Origin of the sequence: Nonomuraea pusilla, from assembly GCF_900109355.1 — a bacterium.
Taxonomy (GTDB): Bacteria; Actinomycetota; Actinomycetes; order Streptosporangiales; family Streptosporangiaceae; genus Nonomuraea; species Nonomuraea pusilla.
On record NZ_FOBF01000012.1, the window covers coordinates 59,556 to 75,564 of the forward strand.

General features: G+C 72.1%; 16 protein-coding genes. 5 read left to right on the top strand and 11 right to left on the bottom strand.

Annotated elements, in window-relative coordinates:
* Nucleotides 1–6: 6 nt before the first annotated feature.
* Nucleotides 7–1,143, bottom strand: a complete 1,137-nt coding sequence (locus tag BMX74_RS24255; RefSeq protein WP_177227490.1) for a serine hydrolase domain-containing protein — start codon at nt 1,141–1,143, stop codon at nt 7–9.
* Between the two features lie 56 nt (nt 1,144–1,199).
* Complete coding sequence (gene murQ, locus BMX74_RS24260) at nt 1,200–2,099, bottom strand: N-acetylmuramic acid 6-phosphate etherase (RefSeq protein ID WP_091103011.1); 900 nt, start codon at nt 2,097–2,099, stop codon at nt 1,200–1,202.
* Between the two features lie 58 nt (nt 2,100–2,157).
* Here murQ and BMX74_RS24265 point away from each other — a divergent pair, with 58 nt between their 5' ends.
* Nucleotides 2,158–3,270: an exo-beta-N-acetylmuramidase NamZ family protein gene (locus BMX74_RS24265; protein WP_055502850.1), complete on the top strand. Its 1,113-nt coding sequence runs from the start codon at nt 2,158–2,160 to the stop codon at nt 3,268–3,270.
* Nucleotides 3,271–3,272: 2 nt separating this feature from the next.
* Here the strand turns inward: BMX74_RS24265 and BMX74_RS24270 are convergent, their stop codons facing one another.
* The 7 genes from BMX74_RS24270 to BMX74_RS24300 form a co-directional block, all read right to left on the bottom strand.
* Nucleotides 3,273–4,175, bottom strand: a complete 903-nt coding sequence (locus tag BMX74_RS24270; protein ID WP_091103172.1) for a GNAT family N-acetyltransferase — start codon at nt 4,173–4,175, stop codon at nt 3,273–3,275.
* A gap of 62 nt (nt 4,176–4,237) precedes the next feature.
* Nucleotides 4,238–5,248, bottom strand: a complete 1,011-nt coding sequence (locus BMX74_RS24275) for an ABC transporter ATP-binding protein (protein WP_055502849.1) — start codon at nt 5,246–5,248, stop codon at nt 4,238–4,240.
* Nucleotides 5,245–6,231 (bottom strand): ABC transporter ATP-binding protein, encoded by a 987-nt coding sequence (locus BMX74_RS24280; protein WP_256257248.1) that lies wholly within the window; start codon nt 6,229–6,231, stop codon nt 5,245–5,247. Before BMX74_RS24280 ends, BMX74_RS24275 begins: the two co-directional genes overlap by 4 nt.
* A 2-nt stretch (nt 6,232–6,233) precedes the next feature.
* Nucleotides 6,234–7,139 (bottom strand): ABC transporter permease, encoded by a 906-nt coding sequence (locus BMX74_RS24285; RefSeq protein ID WP_055502847.1) that lies wholly within the window; start codon nt 7,137–7,139, stop codon nt 6,234–6,236.
* Complete coding sequence (locus BMX74_RS24290; protein ID WP_055502846.1) at nt 7,136–8,143, bottom strand: ABC transporter permease; 1,008 nt, start codon at nt 8,141–8,143, stop codon at nt 7,136–7,138. Before BMX74_RS24290 ends, BMX74_RS24285 begins: the two co-directional genes overlap by 4 nt.
* 6 nt (nt 8,144–8,149) lie before the next feature.
* Entirely contained in the window at nt 8,150–9,979 is a 1,830-nt protein-coding gene (locus BMX74_RS24295; RefSeq protein WP_177227492.1) for an ABC transporter substrate-binding protein, read from the bottom strand.
* Between the two features lie 158 nt (nt 9,980–10,137).
* Nucleotides 10,138–11,115 carry a zinc-dependent alcohol dehydrogenase family protein gene (locus BMX74_RS24300; protein WP_256257249.1) on the bottom strand — a complete coding sequence of 326 codons (978 nt, stop codon included), beginning with the start codon at nt 11,113–11,115 and terminating at the stop codon, nt 10,138–10,140.
* Nucleotides 11,116–11,239: 124 nt separating this feature from the next.
* Here BMX74_RS24300 and BMX74_RS24305 point away from each other — a divergent pair, with 124 nt between their 5' ends.
* On the top strand, nt 11,240–11,767 hold the full coding sequence (locus BMX74_RS24305) for a hypothetical protein (RefSeq protein ID WP_143078751.1): 528 nt from the start codon (nt 11,240–11,242) through the stop codon (nt 11,765–11,767).
* A 31-nt stretch (nt 11,768–11,798) separates the two neighbouring features.
* Here BMX74_RS24305 and BMX74_RS24310 read toward each other — a convergent pair whose 3' ends face one another.
* Nucleotides 11,799–12,986, bottom strand: a complete 1,188-nt coding sequence (locus BMX74_RS24310) for a M20 metallopeptidase family protein (protein ID WP_055502843.1) — start codon at nt 12,984–12,986, stop codon at nt 11,799–11,801.
* Between the two features lie 61 nt (nt 12,987–13,047).
* On the opposite strand from BMX74_RS24310, the gene BMX74_RS24315 reads away from it, so the two are divergent.
* Together BMX74_RS24315 and BMX74_RS24320 are read left to right on the top strand one after the other, a co-directional pair.
* Complete coding sequence (locus tag BMX74_RS24315; protein ID WP_055502842.1) at nt 13,048–13,827, top strand: HAD-IIA family hydrolase; 780 nt, start codon at nt 13,048–13,050, stop codon at nt 13,825–13,827.
* A gap of 96 nt (nt 13,828–13,923) precedes the next feature.
* On the top strand, nt 13,924–14,550 hold the full coding sequence (locus tag BMX74_RS24320) for a hypothetical protein (protein ID WP_091103019.1): 627 nt from the start codon (nt 13,924–13,926) through the stop codon (nt 14,548–14,550).
* Here BMX74_RS24320 and BMX74_RS24325 read toward each other — a convergent pair.
* Complete coding sequence (locus BMX74_RS24325; RefSeq protein WP_091103021.1) at nt 14,547–14,999, bottom strand: NUDIX hydrolase; 453 nt, start codon at nt 14,997–14,999, stop codon at nt 14,547–14,549. The genes BMX74_RS24320 and BMX74_RS24325 overlap by 4 nt on opposite strands.
* Before the next feature lie 83 nt (nt 15,000–15,082).
* Here BMX74_RS24325 and BMX74_RS24330 point away from each other — a divergent pair, with 83 nt between their 5' ends.
* Complete coding sequence (locus tag BMX74_RS24330; protein WP_337959861.1) at nt 15,083–16,006, top strand: acyl-ACP desaturase; 924 nt, start codon at nt 15,083–15,085, stop codon at nt 16,004–16,006.
* Nucleotides 16,007–16,009: the final 3 nt, after the last annotated feature.

A 16,009-nucleotide genomic window follows, 5' to 3' on the forward strand; every position in this document is an offset into this window, starting at 1 on the left:
CCTCGGTCAGGAGGTGAGGCGGAGGGCCTCCTCGGCGACCGCGTGGCGCAGCCCCCGGATGCCGTCGCGCCCGCGCACCGGGTGCACGGCGTTGGTCAGCAGCACGACGGTCAGCCGGCGCGCGGGATCGACGACGAGGGACGTCCCGGTGAAGCCGGAGTGCCCCCACGCGCCGGACAGCGGCCCCACGATGGCGGGGTCGCCGATCCGCACGCCGAGCCCGTGCCTGAACGCCGCCCCCTCGGCGCCCTGGTCGCGCGTCATCTCGGCGACGGTCTGCGGCCGCAGCACCGGCCCGCCGCCGAGCCGCAGCGCCTCGCCGAAGGCCAGCAGGTCGTCGGCGGGGGCGAAGAGCCCCGCGTGCCCGGCCACCCCGCCGAGCGCGTACGCCGTCTCGTCGTGCACCTCGCCGCGCACGCACCCGGGCCCCGGCCGCTCCGGCAGCCACTCGGTGGCGGCCGCCCGCGCCACGTCGCGCGGACGGTAGCCGGTGCCCGCCAGGCCCAGCGGGCCGGTGACGCGCAGCCGTACGAGCTCGTCGAGCGGCGCGCCTCCCGCGACCTCCGCGAGCCGCCCTGCCATGACCATGCCGACGTCGGAGTACAGGTACAGCCCGCCGACGGGCCCGGTGACGGGGGTGCGCAGCATGGCGGCCATGCGCTCCTCCGGGCCCGCGCCGGGCAGCTCCAGGTCGATCCGGCGGGTGGGCGGCAGCCCGGCGGTGTGCGTGAGCAGGCGGCGCGCCGTGACGCGCGGGTCGGCCGCACCGGGCGGCTCGCCCGCGCCGAGTGGCCCGCCCGCACCCGGCGGGTCGCTCGCACCGCGTGGGCCGGTCGCACCGCGTGGGCCGGCCAGGCCGAGTGGGCCGGCCACCGGCGCGTCGAGGTCGAGGCGGCCCTCCTCGGCCAGCGACAGCACCACGGCCGTGGTGAAGAGCTTGCTGACCGAGGCCAGGTCGAAGATCGAGTCGCGGCGCGCGGGAGGCCGCCGCTCCGCGAGTGTCCCCCCGGCGTCCGTGTAGCGGACGAGTTCCCCGGCCGTGGACGCGGCGGCGACGGCGCCGTCCACGGCGATCAACGCGACCGCCGCCGAGCAGACGCGCGGCACCCCGTCCGCCAGGATCGCGTCGAGCCGGTCCGCCATGTCCCCCTCTTCCCCCTGCCTGTGCCCTTGCCCCTTGTTCCCGCCCGGCCCCGCGCTCAGCCGCTCAGCGCGTCGCTGAGCCGCTCACCGTGCGACTCCAGCAGCGCCCGCGCGCCGTCCGCGTCGAGGCCGTGCCTGATCATCAGCACCGCGATCTTGGCCTGGCCGTCGGCGGCGTCGAGGGCCCGCGCGGCGGTGTCGCGGTCGGCCCCGGTGATGTCCACGACCATGCGCAGGGCCCGCCCGGCGAGCTTGCTGTTCATGGCCGACATCTCGATCATCTTGTTCCCGTACGTGCGGCCGAGCCGCACCATCGTGATCGTCGAGATCATGTTGAGGACGAGCTTCTGCGCCGTCCCGGCCTTGAGCCTCGTGGAGCCGGTGACCACCTCGGGGCCGACGACGACCTCGATGGCGTGCTCGGCGGCGGCCGACAGGGGAGCGCCGTCGTTGCAGGACAGCCCGACGGTGAGCGCGCCCCGCTCCGCGGCCTCGGCGAGCGCGCCGAGGACGAAGGGCGCCCGGCCGCTGGCGGACACGCCGACCACGGAGTCGAGCGGGCCCACCTCCAGGTCCTTCATCGCGGCGGCGCCGGCTTCGGCGTCGTCCTCGGCGCCCTCGACGGAGCGGGTGAGCGCGTCGGGGCCGCCCGCGATGACGCCCTGCACGAGCGAGGGGTCGGTGCCGAACGTGGGCGGGCACTCGGAGGCGTCGAGCACGGCGAGCCTGCCGGAGGTGCCCGCGCCGACGTAGAACAGCCTGCCGCCCTCCCGCATCCTGGCGGAGATCGCGTCGATCGCCCCCGAGACGGCGGGGATGGCCACCGCGACGGCGGCAGGCACGGCGGCGTCGGCCTGGTTCATCAATCGGGCGATCTGCTCGGTGGGCAGCCGGTCGATCTGGCTGTACCGGGGATCGCTCTGCTCGGTCGACAACTCGGGTAGCGGATCAGTCATGACGCTAATTTCCACCCTAACCTTCTCTGTTGTAAATATCTTTCAGACAATGGGGTGCATGACGCACGTACGAACCGGAGCCGAACGGCTCGCGACGGACCCGGCGCTCGCCGGAGGTACCCGCCTCGGCCTGATCACGAACCCCACCGGCGTCCTGCCGGACCTGACCCCCACGACCGACGCGCTGCTGGCCGCGGGACTGCCTCTGACCGCGCTGTTCGGGCCCGAGCACGGCCTGCGCGGCACCGCCCAGGCCGACGGCAGCGAGGCCGACTTCACCGACCCGAGGACCGGCCTGCCGGTCTACGACACGCACAAGCTCTCCGGCGCGGCCCTGGACGAGGTGGTGTCCCGCTCCGGCGTGGACACGCTGGTCTTCGACATCGCCGACGTCGGGACCCGCTTCTACACCTACGTCTGGACCATGTACGACCTGCTGGCCTCGGCCTCGCGGCTCGGCCTGCGGTTCGTGGTGCTCGACCGGCCCAACCCCCTCGGCGGCGACGTCGAGGAGGGGCCGCTGCTCGACCCGGCGTTCGCCAGCTTCGTCGGCAGGCACCCCCTGCCGGTCAGGCACGGCAGGACGGCGGGAGAGCTGGCGCTGGCGTTCGGCTTCGACGCCGACCTGCACGTCGTCACCATGGAGGGCTGGCGGCGCGGGATGACCTGGGAGGAGACCGGCCTGCCGTGGGTGATGCCCTCGGTCAACATGCCCACTCCGGACACCGCGCTGGTGTACCCCGGCACGGGACTGTTCGAGGGCACCAACTTCTCGGAGGGCCGCGGCACCACCCGGCCGTTCGAGCTGGTGGGCGCACCGTACGCCGACGACGCCTTCGCGCCCGCGCTGGCCGCGCTCGACCTGCCCGGCGTGCGCTTCAGGGACGTGTGGTTCACCCCGACCTTCCACAAGCACGCCGGGACGCCGGTGCGCGGGGTGCAGCTCCACGTGCACGACCGGCGGGCGTTCCGCCCGGTGCTGACCGGCCTGTCGATGCTGTACGTGGCCCGCACGCTCTACCCGGACGCCCTGGTCTGGCGGGGGCCCGAGCTGTTCCTCGACCACCTGTGGGGCTCGGACAGCCTCGCCAGGCGCCTGGACGCCGGGCAGGACCCGCGTGACCTGTGCCCGCCCCCCTCCCGGCCGGCGGGAGCGCTCCTCTACGCGTGACATCAGGCCAGGTCGCGCCGGTAGAGCCAGAAGACGCGTTCCGCTCGCGCGCCGACCGCGCGCGAGTAGAACCGCAGCGGTCCGACCCAGCCGATCTGGGACTCCGCCTGGCCGGCGGCGCGCTGCTCGGCCAGGCACCTGCGCAGCAGGACCCGCCCGAGGCCCAGGCCACGGGCGGCCTCCGCCGTGCCCATGGGCCCGAACCAGCCGGGCCGCGCCCCCCAGGCGGCGAACGCGATGATGCGACCGTCGCGCTCGGCGTAGTGCGCGCCGCTCGCGTTGGCGGCCTCCCAGGCCCAGCGCTCGTTCCAGTGCTCCTCGACGAACGCCGTCAGCCGCGCGCGGTCACCGGCGCCTGCGGCGCGCAGGGTGACCCCGGCGGCGGCCAGGCGCGCGAGCTCGTCGTCGCCGTCGGACAGGTCCACGCCGAGGTCGGCCGTCATGTTCCAGGCGACGTGGTAACGCTCGTAACCGAGGCTCTCGGCCAGGCAGGCGGCGGGGGTGTAGCGCACGTCCACGCCGGGCCAGGCGTAGCAGGGCGGGTTGCCGGCGAAGCGCGCCTCGCGCGCGCCCTGGCCGCGCAGCCACTCCTCGGCGGCGCGCACCAGCGCCCTCCCGCGCCCCTCGCCCCGGGCCTCGGGGTGGACGGCCAGCAGGTCGACGTGCCCGAGGCCGGGGTCCTTGTGGGACATCGACGTCATGACGACGCCGCCGTCGGTGACGAGCGCCGTCCAGCGGCGGTCCGCGGGCGGCGCGGCGAGCCTGTCGACGAGCGCGGGGGCCTCGGCGGCGTCCAGGGTCAGCGCGGCGGCGGCGACGGCGCGCGCCGCCTCCAGGTCGCCGGGCCCGGCGACCCGGACCCGGTGGGCGGCGGACCGCGAGCCCGCGCCCACGCGCGGCTCCATGCCCCGCTCTGTGCCCGGCCCCATGCCTGCGCCTGGTGCCGTGCCGTCCTGGGGGAGCGCGCTCACGACGCGCTCACCGGCCGGGCGATGACGCTGCGCCGCTCGGGGTGGAAGCAGGCGTGCTCCTGCGGCACGCCGTCGGTGCGGCCCAGCACGGGCAGCTCGCTCTCGCACCGGTCGGTGCGGAACGGGCAGCGGCGGGCGAACAGGCAGCCGGTGTCGGCCTTGCTCTCGTCCAGCGACTCCAGCGGCACGACCGGCTGCTCGCCCGGCTCCTCCAGGCCGTGCAGCACGGGGATGGCCGACAGCAGCGACTGCGTGTACGGGTGCACCGGGTCGGCGATCACGGTGTCGACGGGACCCCGCTCGACCACCTGCCCCCGGTAGATGACGTACAGCTCGCCGTCGTCGCCGATGTAGCGGGAGGTGGCCACGTCGTGGGTGATGAACAGCACCGCCACGCCGAGGCGCTCGCGCAGGTCCTTCAGCAGGGCGAGGATGCCGAGCCGCAGCGACACGTCGATCATCGAGACGGCCTCGTCCGCGACGAGCATCTCCGGGTCGACGGTGAGCGCGCGGGCGATGACGACGCGCTGGCGCATGCCGCCGGAGAGCTGGTGCGGGTAGCGCGCCAGCACCGAGCCCGGGTCCAGCCCGACCAGCGACAGCACCTCGGCCGCCCGCTCGTCGATCCACGCCTTCGACCGGCCGGTCTGCCTGGCCCGCAGGGCGAGCGGCGCGTACAGCGTCTGGTGGATCGTCCGCGTCGGGTTCAGCGCCGAGTACGGGTCCTGGTGGATCATCTGGATCTTGCGGAAGTGCGGCTGGCGCTGCTTGGGCCGCAGCGACGACATGGGCACGCCGTCGATCGCGATCTCGCCCTCGTCGTGCGTCTCCAGGCCGGCGATGATCCGGCCGAGCGTGGTCTTGCCGCAGCCGGACTCGCCGATGAACGACGCCGCGCCGCCCTTGGGGATCGAGAAGTCCACGCCGCGCAGCGCCTTCACCTCGCGGCCGCCGAGCACGTCGCCGCGCTGCTTGAACGTCTTGACGATGCCAGTTCCGGTGATCACGCGTGCTCCTTCACGGTCACGGCGTGGCAGGCCACGACGCGCGGGCCGTCGGCCACGGCCTCGGGGTCGACGGTGTCGCACACGTCGAGCCGGGCGGCGCACCGCTCCCTGAACACGCAGCCCTCCTTGGGCACGGTGGCCAGCGTCGGCGGGCGGCCGGGCAGCGCCCGCGCCTCGTCGATGTCGCCGACCAGCCGCGGGATGGCCTTGATGAGTCCCTTGGTGTACGGGTGCCTGGGGGCGCCGAGGACCTCCCGGGTGGGGCCCTGCTCGACGAGCCGGCCGCCGTACATCACCGCGAGCCTGTCGGCGACCTCGGCGACCACGCCGATGTCGTGCGTGATGACGAGGGTGGTCAGGCCGCGCTCCGCGTGCACCTCGCGGACGATCTTGAGGATGTTCGCCTGGGTGATCATGTCGAGCGCGGTGGTCGGCTCGTCCAGCACCACGACGTGCGCGTTGAGCACCAGCGCCAGCACGATGCCGACGCGCTGGCGCATGCCGCCGGACAGTTCGTGCTGGTGCGAGTCGAGCACCCGGGCGCCGTCCAGGCCCATCCGGCCGAGCAGCTCCTTGGCGTCGCGGACCAGGCCGCGCAGGTCGTCCACGCCGTGCGAACGGCCGAGGTCGAGGAGCTGCTTGCCGACCGTCTTGAGCGGGTTGAGGGAGTTCTGCGCCGCCTGGAACACGTAGCCGATGTGGCGTCCGCGGGCCTTGCGCAGCTCCTCGCCCTGCAGGCCGACGACGTCGCCGAGCCCGTCGATCTCGACGCTGCCCGCGGCGATCCTGCCCGGCGGCTGCACCGCGTTGAGCAGCGACAGCGCCAGCGTGGACTTGCCGGAGCCGGACTCGCCGACGATGCCGGTGATGGACCCGGGTTCCAGGGTCAGGCTGACGTTCCGCACCGCGGGCAGCTCGCCCGCGGACGTCTTGTAGACGACGGTGAGGCCGTCGATGCGCACTCCCGGCGCTTGCTGTGCCACTGCTACTCCTCACGCAGCCGGGGGTTGAAGATCTCGTCCATGGCGTCGACCACGAGCACGATGCCGAGCGTCAGCAGCAGGATCGCCAGCAGCGGGCAGAGCAGGTAGCCCAGCGCGTACGGGGTGATCATGGCGCCGGCCTGGAACACGGCCAGGTTGAGCATGACGCCCCAGTTGTTCGACTCGTACGGCAGCACGCCGAGGAAGAACAGGCCGACCTGCGCGTAGACGGCGCCCGTGACCGCGATGAGCATGTTCATCGCGATGTACGGCGCCATGCTCGGCAGCAGTTCCTTGCCGATGATGTGCGAGGTGGACAGGCCGAGCCCGCGCGCCGCCTCGATGAAGCCGCGCTCGCGCAGCGAGAGCGTCTGCGCCCGCACCGCGCGGGCCACGCCGCCCCAGCCGAGCAGCCCGAGCACGAGGCCCATCTGCACCGGGTTGCCGAACTTCCACACGGTCGCCAGCACCAGCAGCAGCGGCAGGCCGGGGATCGTCAGCTTCATGTCGGTGATCCGCATGAGCACGGTGTCCCAGCGGCCCCGCTTGAAGCCGGAGAACAGGCCGAGGCCGGTGCCGAGCACCACCGTGATGAGCGCGGTGACCGCGGCGCTGAGCAGCACGTACCTGGAGCCGGTGACGACCAGCGCGAGGACGTCCCTGCCCTGCGGGTCGGTGCCGAACCAGTGCTCCCAGCTCGGCGGCTTGGTGATGGCGTTCGTGTCGCCCGGCAGGTGGTCGGGGTAGAACATCGGGCCGAACACCGCCATGAAGGCGAACCCGACGATGATCACCACGCCGACCATGCGGCTGGGCTTGCGCCGCATGACGCGCCAGACGCCGCGCCAGAAGTTCCTGCGCATGCTGGCGGCGGCAGAGCCGGTCTCGGGGATGAGCGTGGCGCTCACGACGCCCCCTCTCCGCTACGCACCCGCGGGTCGATCACCGTGTAGAACAGGTCGGCCACGATGTTGGCGACGACGACCGCGACGGTGATCAGCAGGAAGGCCCCGCCCATCAGCGCGTAGTCGCGGTCGTTGACGCTGTTGATCAGCAGCAGCCCGAGCCCGGGGTAGTTGAAGATCTTCTCGATGAAGACGGCGCCGCCGAGCAGCATCCCGAGCGACAGGGCGAGGATGGTGAACAGCGGCAGGATCGCGTTGCGCGCGATGTAGCGGAAGATGATCGACCGCTTCATGCCGCGCAGTTCGGCGGCGAGGATGAAGTCGTCGCCGAGCACGGTGACGACGCTCGACTTCATCGCGAGGATCCAGCCGCCGTAGGCCGACAGCGCGTACGTGGCGACCGGCAGCACCGCGTGCTCGATGAGCGAGCCGATGTAGGCGGCGTTGAAGCCCGGCTCGAACAGGATGTCCACCGGCCCGTCGGCGGGCAGGATGGGGATGAGCGTCGCGAAGATCACTCCGAGCAGCATCGCCAGCACGTACTGCGGGACGCCGTGCAGCAGCGAGCCGGAGATGGCCAGCGCGTCGCCCAGCTTGCCCTTGCGCTTGATCGCGGCGTACACGCCGAGGATCACGCCGACGAGGAAGCTGAGCAGCGTGCCGGCCAGCACCGGGAGGATCGTCCACTTCGTCGCCTCCATCAGCACGTCGAGCACCGGGGTGCCGGGGCGGGAGACGGAGACGCCGAGGTCGAGGTGGAACAGCCCGCCCATGTAGTCGGTGTACTGCTGCCACAGGGTGCCGTTCGGCTGGAAGCCGTACAGCACCTTGACGTTCTGGGCCGCCGCCTCGGGTGACATGCCCTGCTCGATCAGCTTCTCGTAGCGGGCGGCCATCGGGTCGCCCGGGATGTTGTTGACGATGAAGAAGCTGATCGTGGCGACAACCAGGATCATGACGAACCCGCGGGCCAGGTGGCCCGCGAGTCGCCGTGCGATGATCGTCATGAGCTCCTACTGCTTTGGCTTGATCATGCCGAGCTGGATCCACACGCCCGACGCGAGCACGCCAGAGCCGAGGCGGAGGATCTCGTCGTCGTGCGGCCAGCCGGTGAACCGGCTGTTGTTGACGAACTGGTTGTTGACGTAGTCCCAGAGCTGGATGACCGGGAGGTCCTGGTTGGCGGCCTTGGCGAGCTGAACCATGATCGGCTTGGCCTCCTCGGCCGGGGCCGTGTTCAGCTTGGCCGTGAGCTCACCCGGGTTGATCTTGGTGCCGTCGACCTCGATCTCCTCGGGGCCGCCCATCCAGTTGCCGTTCTTGCCGGGGGCGGCGTGCTGCACCTTGCCCGCGACGTTGGTCCAGCCGTTGGAGGCGCCGTACAGGCGCTGGAAGATGTCGTACGGCGCGGGGCCGAGCGCCATCAGCCAGAAGCCGACGTCGTACTTGCCCGCGGCCAGCTCCTCCAGGTACAGCGGGTAGTCGGCGGTGGTGACCACCTCGGCGTCGACGCCCGCCTTGATGAGCTGGCTCTTGATGTTCTCCTGCGCCGACAGCCAGTCGGAGAAGCCGGCCGGCGCGTGCATGGACACCTTCCACGGCTTGCCGTCGGCGAGGGTCCACTTGCCGTCCTTCTTCTCCAGGCCGGCCTGCTTGAACTCCTCCTCGGCCTTGGCCAGGTCGGGCTTGTACGGCTCCAGCTGGGCGGCGGTGTCGCCGATCCAGGCGGGCGCGGCCTTCTGGTGGATGCCGGACGTGGTGACCGCCGGGGTGCCGCCCTCGGGGGAGGCGACCTTGGTGACCTCGTCGCGGTTGATCAGGTAGGCCAGGCCGCGGCGCACGTGCACGTTGTCGTACGGCTTCTTGGACTGGTTGAAGGCCATGCCGACCGCGACCGGCGAGTAGCCCTTGATGACCTCGTTGCCGGGGGCGGACTTGATCCGGTTCATGACGTCCGTCGGGGCGGCGACGAAGCCGGAGTGGTCGAGCTTGCCCGCGGTGAGGTAGTTCCAGATCTGCTCGTTGCCGGTGTAGTTGAGGAACTTCACCTGGGCGGGGGCCACGTTGGCGGCGTTGAAGAAGTTCTTGTTCTTGACCAGCAGCGCCTCGCCGGGGTTGACCCGCTCCAGCACGAACGGGCCGGCGGAGACGTCCTTGGCGGGGGCGAAGGCGAGCACCTTCTCGCCGAGCGCGGTGACCTCCTCGCGGGCCTTCTCGGCGTCGGCGCCCTCGCCGCGCGCGGCCTTGAGCTTGTCCCAGAAGTCCGCGGGGAGGACGTCCTTCCACACGTGGGCGGGGACGACCGTGGTGTCGAGCACGCCGCGGGCGAACTTGGGGCTCGGGTTGGCCATGTCCTGCGTGATCTTCAGGGTCTTGTCGTCGACGACGGTGACGTCGGCGGCGGCTCCGGCCGCGCCGGGGGTCACCGCGAAGGCGGTGCTGCCCTGGGTGTAGGCGATGCCGATCGACAGCTTGACGTCCTCGGCGGTGACGGGCTGGCCGTCGGACCACTTGGCGTTGGGCTGCAGGTGCAGGGTGATCGAGGAGTTGTCGGGAGCGATCTCCCAGCTCGCCGCGATGCCGGGGAGGGCCTGGTTCGGGTCGGTCAGGTGGTTCTTGACCCACCCGATCTTCATGGCGTTGAACGCCGAGAAGGAGTTGCCCTTGGGGTTGTACGGGTTGGCCGGAGCCGACGCGTCGAGGCCGGGCCGGTTCACGTCGATCGTCGTGAACAGCCCGCCACCGCCGCCCGAACCGCCTCCGGAACCGTTGGAGGAACCACCGCTGCACGCGGTGGCCGTGGCAAGGCCCAGCAACGCCACTACCGCTGCCAGTCGTTTCATGCGCCGCTCCGGGGAGTGTCTGACCTGATGAGGATCTGTAGGGATTGACCGGACCCTACGATCGCGGACGTGCCGCGTCAATAATCTCCAGATGTTGTGAGGTTAATGTAACTTTCCTTCATGGCTGCCTTCAAGACGCCGAGCGTCATCGGGGACCGTCACTCTATGCGCAGTACGGCAGCGCCTTTGACCAGGTCAGAGGCGAGATCGGCGAGAGCCTGGTCCGCGGACCCGAACGGGTAGGGGGTCGTCGCCACCCGCGGCGGGTGCGCCAGCGCGAGCTCCAGGTACGCCCGCCCGTCCTCCCGCGTGTTGGCCGTGACGCTGCGCAGCGTGCGCTCCTGGAACAGGTGCCTGTCGTAGTTCAGCGGCGGGATGTCGGTCAGATGGATGCCCGCCACGGCCAGCGTCCCGCCCCGGTCCAGGGCCTCCAGGGCCGGCGGCACCAGGTCGCCCACGGGCGCGAACAGGATGGCCGCGTCCAGCGGCTCGGGCGGCCGGTCGCCCGCCGACGCCGCGCCCAGCTCCAGCGCGAGCCTCCTGGAGGCGGCCGACCTGGTCACCGCGTGCACCGTCGCGCCCTGCGCGATCGCGGCCTGCGCCGTCAGGTGCGCCGACGCCCCGAACCCGTAGATGCCGAGCCGGCCGCCCGGCGGCAGCTCGCAGCGCGCCAGCGCCCGGTAGCCGATGATGCCCGCGCACAGCAGCGGCGCCAGGCGCTCGGCCGGGACGTCGTCGGGCAGCGCGTAGACGTAGGCGGCGGGCGCGACCACGTACTCGGCGAAGCCGCCGTCGGCGTCCCATCCCGTGTAGGTGGAGGCCGGGCACAGGTTCTCCGCGCCGCGCAGACAGTGACGGCAGTGGCCGCAGGTGGAGCGCAGCCAGGCCACGCCCACCCGCTCGCCGGTGCCCACCACCCGTCCCACCACCTGGTGGCCGGGCGTCGTACGGGGCCGGCGTGGGGCGAGGTCGCCCTCCGCCAGGTGCAGGTCCGTACGGCACACCCCGCAGACCTCCACCTGGACCAGCAGCTCGCCCGGCCCCGGCTCGGGCACCTCCCGCTCCACCATCCGCAGCGGCCCCGTCGCCATCGGCCCCGGCCGATCCACCACCCAGGCGCGCATCTTCCTCTTCATGAGGGCTTCCTGCCTCAGGGGCGGCGGGCGCAACCCTTCCGCGCGGCCGATCTTGTGCTGCCCCGTCCCCGGCTGAATAATGGCCCGTAACTTAGTTATGACCATTAACGTAAGGGGAGTGGCCATGCGACGGTGGGCACCGGCGTTCCTGGTGGCGTGCGGCGTCCTGGCGGGTTGCTCGGGAGAGCCGGACATGACCCGGGCGGAAGCGGCGGACGTCGCCGAGGTCGGGCGCGAGGAAGGGGAGCGAGGGGCGCGTCAGACGCTGGCCGCGTGGCTGAGCGCCGTGACCGCGGGCAACGGCGAGGTGGCGTGCGAGCTGATGACCGGCGAGTACCGCAGGCGGATCGCCGCCCGTCACGAGGCGAGCGACTGCCGGACGGCCGTCGCCGCGTTCGCCCGCGACCTCGACGAGGGCGAGCGGGCCGCGCTCACGTCCTTCGAACCCTCGGAGCTCTGGGTCTCCGACGACGGGCGCACGGCGGCCGCCGGGGCGGCCCAGGAGAAGGGGGCGGCCTGGCCCTCGTCGGTCGGCGTCAGCGCCGAGTACCCGTTCATGTTCGAGCGGCTGCGGGACCGGTGGCTGCTGACCGACCAGGACGTCGGCCCGGGGGAGGACTCGGTGGCCCCGCCCGCGGTGGTCGCCTCGTGAGAGGTGGTGCGAGGGGCGGGGCCGCGGGGGTTCAGGACAGTCGGGAGTGCGCGAGCGCCGCGTAGAGCGCGGCGCCGTCGGGCAGCACCCCGTCGTCGAAGAGCGCCTCGGGCGAATGGTTGTACGGCGCCGTCGCCGGGTCGAGGTCCGGCGGGCAGGCCCCGAGGAAGACGAACGCCCCCGGCACCTCCTCCAGCACGTACGAGAAGTCCTCCGACCCCATGACGGGCTGCGGCGCGACGAAGTACCTGCCGGCGCCGAACAGCTCGTCGGCGGTGCGCCCGGCGAAGTCCGCCTCGCCGGCGTCGTTGACGGTGACCGGGTAGCCCATGCCGAACGACGCCTCCGCGTGCAGCCCGTGCGCGGCGGCGACGCCGTGCACGACCTCGACCAGCCGCCGCTTCACCAGCACGCGGTTCTCCTTGCTGAACGTGCGGACGGTCGCCTCGAAGCGGGCCTCGTCGGGGATGACGTTGTCGGCCGAGCCGCCGTGGAAGCTGCCGACGGTCACCACGACCGGGTCGAAGACGTCGAACGTGCGCGTCACCATCGTCTGCAGGGCCGTCACCATCTCGCAGCCGGCCTGGATCGGGTCGAGCGCCCGGTGCGGGCTGGAACCGTGTCCGCCGCGGCCCTTGACGGTCACCGAGAACACGTCGGCCGCCGCCATGATCGGCCCCGGCCGCGACGCGAACAGGCCGGGCGGCAGCATCGAGGAGACGACGTGCATCCCGTACGCGGCGACGGGCCGGCCGCCGGCCGCCTCCAGCACGCCTTCGGCGATCATGTGCTTGGCGCCCTCGTGCCCCTCCTCGCCCGGCTGGAACATGAAGACGACGTCGCCGGCCAGCTCCTCGCGCCGCGCGCTGAGCAGGTGCGCCGCGCCTGCCAGCATCGTCGTGTGCAGGTCGTGGCCGCAGGCGTGCATCTGCCCGGGGAGCTGGGAGATGTACGGCAGGTCGTTGCGCTCGGCCACCGGCAGCGCGTCCATGTCGCCCCGCAGCAGCACGGCGGGCCCCGGCCTGCCGCCGCGCAGCACCGCGGTGACCGAGCTGAGCGCCGTACCCGTCGTGACCTCCAGCGGCAGCCCGTCCAGGGCCGCCAGGACCTTCTCCTGCGTGCGCGGCAGGTGCAGGCCGACCTCGGGCGTGGTGTGCAGGGAGTGCCGGAGCCGGATGAGTTCGTCCCGCATGTCCTGGGCGGCTTCAGTGAACGACATAGAGCACATTGTTCACGTACCGGGCGGGAAGTCGAGAGCACCGGATCGGTACGATGACGACGTGACTCAGCGTAAGCGGATCGACTCCTGGTTGTCCGACATGGACGGCGTTCTCGTCCACGAGGGACGGCCGATCCCCGGTGCGGACGAATTCATCAAACGGCTCAGCGAGTCGGGCAAGCCCTTCCGCGTCCTGACCAACAACTCGATCTACACCCAGCGCGACCTGTCCGTGCGGCTCGCCGCGGCCGGGCTCGACGTCCCTCCCGCCTCCATCTGGACCTCCGCCCTGGCCACCGCCCAGTTCCTCGACGACCAGCGGCCCGGCGGCTCGGCGTACGTGATCGGCGAGGCCGGGCTCACCACCGCGCTGCACGAGGTCGGCTACGTCCTCACCGACCTCGACCCCGACTACGTGGTGCTCGGCGAGACCCGCACCTACAGCTTCACCCAGATCACCCGCGCCATCCGGCTGATCGAGGGCGGCGCCCGCTTCATCGCCACCAACCCCGACCCCGTCGGCCCGTCCACCGAGGGCTCGCTGCCCGCCTGCGGCGCCGTCGCCGCGCTCATCACCAAGGCCACCGGCGTCGCCCCCTACTTCGTCGGCAAGCCCAACCCCCGCATGATGCGCAGCGCGCTCAACGCCATCGAGGGCCACAGCGAGACCACCGCGATGATCGGCGACCGCATGGACACCGACATCGTCTCCGGCATGGAGGCGGGGCTGTTCACCATCCTGGTCCTGACCGGCGTCACCCAGCGGGAGCAGATCGAGCGTTTCCCCTACCGGCCGTCGCTCGTCGTCGAATCCGTGGCCGACCTGATCGACCTCGTCTGAGCCGCCGGCGGACGGGCCGTCGCGGACGGGGCCTGTAGCGGGGCGGGCCTCCGGAACCTGACAGGGCCCGGCAGGATTCCCTGCGACACTCGTCCCATGACCCGTATCTACCTGGAGGAAGGCCCGAAGAAGGTCTTCGCCTGCTCGATCGACTGGCCCGGCTGGTGCCGCGTCGCCAAGGGCGAGGAGGTCGCCGTCGGCCTGCTCATGGAGTACGCGCCGCGCTACCGGGCCGTCGCCGACCGCGCCGGGCTGCCGTTCGCGCCCGGCGACCCCGTGATCGTGGCGCGGGTGCCGGGCGACGCCACCACCGACTTCGGCGCCCCCGGCGTCGTTCCCGGCCTCGACCTGGAGCCGATCGACGCCGGCGAGGCGGAGCGGCAGGTGCGGCTGCTGCGGGCCGCCTGGGAGCTGTTCGACGAGGTGGCCGCGGTCTCGCCGGAGGAACTGCGCAAGGGGCCGAGGGGCGGCGGTCGCGACCTGTCCAAGGTCGTGGACCACGTGCAGGAGGCCGAGCGGTCGTACGCGCGGAAGTCGGGGGTGCGGCACCGGCCGTACGCGTCGAGGGAGGACCGCGACGCCATGCGCGCCGAGCTGGCCGGCGTGCTGGCCCGCCCGTGGGAGCCGCCGCTGGAGCAGGGCTGGCCGCCCCGCTACGCGCTGCGCCGCGCCGCCTGGCACGTCGTCGACCACCTGTGGGAGATCGAGGACCGCTCCCGCTAACCCGGCACGGGTGCGATCAGGCGGGGGAGTGTCGCGATGTGCGCCGACAGGTACGCCGCCACCGCCTCGGGGACGAGGTGCCGCGAGGTGATCTCGGTCTCCCGCAGCGGCACCCGCTCCACCTCGTACAGGCCCCTGGCCGGGTCCTCGAACTCCGGCCCGTGGCGCAGCCCCGGGTCCATCGTCAGCAAGCGGCAACCGTACACGTGCTGTGTCTTGACGCCCCCCTGCCAGGCGTATGTGACCGTGGTGAGCGGGGTGACCGAGGCGACCGTCGCACCGAGCTCCTCCAGCATCTCCCTGCGCAGGGTCTGCTCCAGGGACCCGTCCTCAGGCTCGACGTGGCCTCCGGGCACCGACCAGTAGACGGCCCGGCCCGGCACCGTGCGCCGGAAGAGGACGAGGCGCTCGTCGTGGTCGAGGAGGACGCCGCGGACGCTGGGTCGCATGCGGACACCCTATTTGACCAGTACGTCCTTCCGGTAGCCTAACCTACGGTACCGTAACCTGAAAGGGAAGATCTTTTATGGCGATGTCTCAGACGGAGCTGCTGCACGAGCTCGAACCCGTCGTCGCAGGCGAGCTCGACCGCCATCACGCCATGGCCAAGGAGTGGTTCCCGCACGAGTACATCCCGTGGAGCGAAGGCCGCGACTTCGACGGCATCTACGGGGGGCAGCCGTGGCAGGACAGCGACTCGAAGATCCCCGAGGCCGCCCGCATCTCCCTCGTCGTCAACCTCCTCACCGAGGACAACCTCCCCAGCTACCACCACGAGATCGCCAGCACCTTCGGCCGCGACGGCGCGTGGGGCACCTGGGTGCACCGCTGGACCGCCGAGGAGGACCGCCACGGCACCGCCATCCGCGACTACCTGACCGTCACCCGCGCGGTCGACCCCGTCGCGCTCGAACGCGCCCGCATGGCCCACATGGAGCAGGGCTTCATCACCGACTACCGCACGATGCTGCAGCAGCTCGCGTACGTCTCCTTCCAGGAGCTGGCCACCCGCATCGCCCACCGCAACACCGGCAAGGCGTCCGGCGACGAGGGCTGCGAGCGCCTGCTCGCCAGGATCGCCGCCGACGAGAACCTGCACATGCTCTTCTACCGCAACCTGCTCAAGGCGGCCTTCGAGCTCGACCCCAACCAGACCATGCGGGCCGTCACCGACGTCGTCACCACCTTCCAGATGCCCGGCCAGGGCATGTCGGGCTTCGCCCGCAAGGCCATGATCATCGCCAATGAGGGCATCTACGACCTGCGCCTCCACCTCGACGACGTGCTCATGCCCGTGCTGCGCCAGTGGTCGGTGTTCGACAAGACCGGGCTCGACGCCGACGGCGAGCGCGCCCGCGAGGAGCTCGCCGCGTTCCTGGCCAAGACCGAGACGACGGCCACGAGGTTCGTCGAGCGCAGGGAGGAGCGCCGGGCCAGGGCAGCCGACATGAGATGATCC

Bases quoted from the DNA above. Each gene is read 5' to 3' on its own strand.
- BMX74_RS24255 (WP_177227490.1), bottom strand. From the start codon at position 1,143: ATGGCGGACCGGCTCGACGCGATCCTGGCGGACGGGGTGCCGCGCGTC.
- murQ (WP_091103011.1), bottom strand. From the start codon at position 2,099: ATGACTGATCCGCTACCCGAGTTGTCGACCGAGCAGAGCGATCCCCGG.
- BMX74_RS24265 (WP_055502850.1), top strand. From the start codon at position 2,158: ATGACGCACGTACGAACCGGAGCCGAACGGCTCGCGACGGACCCGGCG.
- BMX74_RS24270 (WP_091103172.1), bottom strand. From the start codon at position 4,175: ATGGAGCCGCGCGTGGGCGCGGGCTCGCGGTCCGCCGCCCACCGGGTC.
- BMX74_RS24290 (WP_055502846.1), bottom strand. From the start codon at position 8,143: ATGACGATCATCGCACGGCGACTCGCGGGCCACCTGGCCCGCGGGTTC.
- BMX74_RS24295 (WP_177227492.1), bottom strand. From the start codon at position 9,979: ATGAAACGACTGGCAGCGGTAGTGGCGTTGCTGGGCCTTGCCACGGCC.
- BMX74_RS24300 (WP_256257249.1), bottom strand. From the start codon at position 11,115: ATGAAGAGGAAGATGCGCGCCTGGGTGGTGGATCGGCCGGGGCCGATG.
- BMX74_RS24305 (WP_143078751.1), top strand. From the start codon at position 11,240: ATGCGACGGTGGGCACCGGCGTTCCTGGTGGCGTGCGGCGTCCTGGCG.
- BMX74_RS24310 (WP_055502843.1), bottom strand. From the start codon at position 12,986: ATGTCGTTCACTGAAGCCGCCCAGGACATGCGGGACGAACTCATCCGG.
- BMX74_RS24320 (WP_091103019.1), top strand. From the start codon at position 13,924: ATGACCCGTATCTACCTGGAGGAAGGCCCGAAGAAGGTCTTCGCCTGC.
- BMX74_RS24325 (WP_091103021.1), bottom strand. From the start codon at position 14,999: ATGCGACCCAGCGTCCGCGGCGTCCTCCTCGACCACGACGAGCGCCTC.
- BMX74_RS24330 (WP_337959861.1), top strand. From the start codon at position 15,083: ATGTCTCAGACGGAGCTGCTGCACGAGCTCGAACCCGTCGTCGCAGGC.